This window comes from Vibrio genomosp. F10 str. 9ZD137 (assembly GCF_049974785.1).
Taxonomy (GTDB): domain Bacteria; phylum Pseudomonadota; class Gammaproteobacteria; order Enterobacterales; family Vibrionaceae; genus Vibrio.
Window position 1 is genome coordinate 1 of record NZ_JBNGCJ010000259.1, and the last position, 817, is coordinate 817.

Annotated in this window: 2 protein-coding genes; both read left to right on the forward strand. The window is 44.7% G+C overall.

The window, feature by feature from the left end; all coding sequences use genetic code 11:
- Positions 1-534, forward strand: coding sequence for a MotA/TolQ/ExbB proton channel family protein (locus ACP45E_RS04250; protein ID WP_069584730.1), 534 nt, complete (start codon positions 1-3; stop codon positions 532-534).
- 10 nt (positions 535-544) lie between these two features.
- Positions 545-817, forward strand: a 273-nt coding sequence (locus tag ACP45E_RS04255) for an ExbD/TolR family protein (protein ID WP_069584732.1), incomplete at its 3' end; no start/stop codon positions are given.

Sequence of the window (817 nt, forward strand, 5' to 3'; positions counted from 1 at the left end):
ATGACAGGTCTGCTCGCGACGTTGGATCTTGATTCTATTTTGGACTTTATGAACCGAGGGGGGCAGGTCCTTTGGTGGCTTGCTGTTGTCGTTGTTCTAACCTGGCTATTTGTCGTTGAGCGGTTTTATTTTTTGTTGTGGGTATTTCCCAAAGAAAAACAGAAATGGATACAAGCTTGGCAACAGCGAAATGATCACGCTTCCTGGTATGCATTGGCGATGCGTGACGGTTGGATCTCTCAAGCGAGAATATCGCTGTTTAAGTACATCAATTTTATTAAAGTACTGGTTGCGATATGCCCAATGCTAGGGTTGTTAGGCACGGTCACGGGAATGATTTCGGTGTTTGATGTCATGGCTAATCAAGGCAGTAGCGACCCCAAACTGATGGCGTCTGGTATTTCTCTTGCGACCTTACCGACGATGGCAGGAATGGTCGCCGCTCTCGCCGGGGTATTCATACATTCTCGTTTAACGAAAAGAAGTCACTATGCGTTGCTTAAATTGGAAAAGTCATTAAGGAGTTATCGATGAGGATCTATCAATGAGATTAGGCAGACGCCATGCAAAACAAGAGGATGCCCATATCGATATGACATCGATGCTAGATATTGTTTTCATCATGTTAATTTTCTTTATCGTAACCAGTTCATTTGTTCGAGAATCTGGTGTTGAGGTGAATCGTCCTCAAGCGTCTAGTGCGGTGAGCCAGAATAACGCGGGTGTGTTCATTGCGATTACATCAGCCAATGATATTTTCATCGACAAACGCCTTGTCGATATCGAGCGTGTACAGGCGACTTTAGAGCATCTTCTG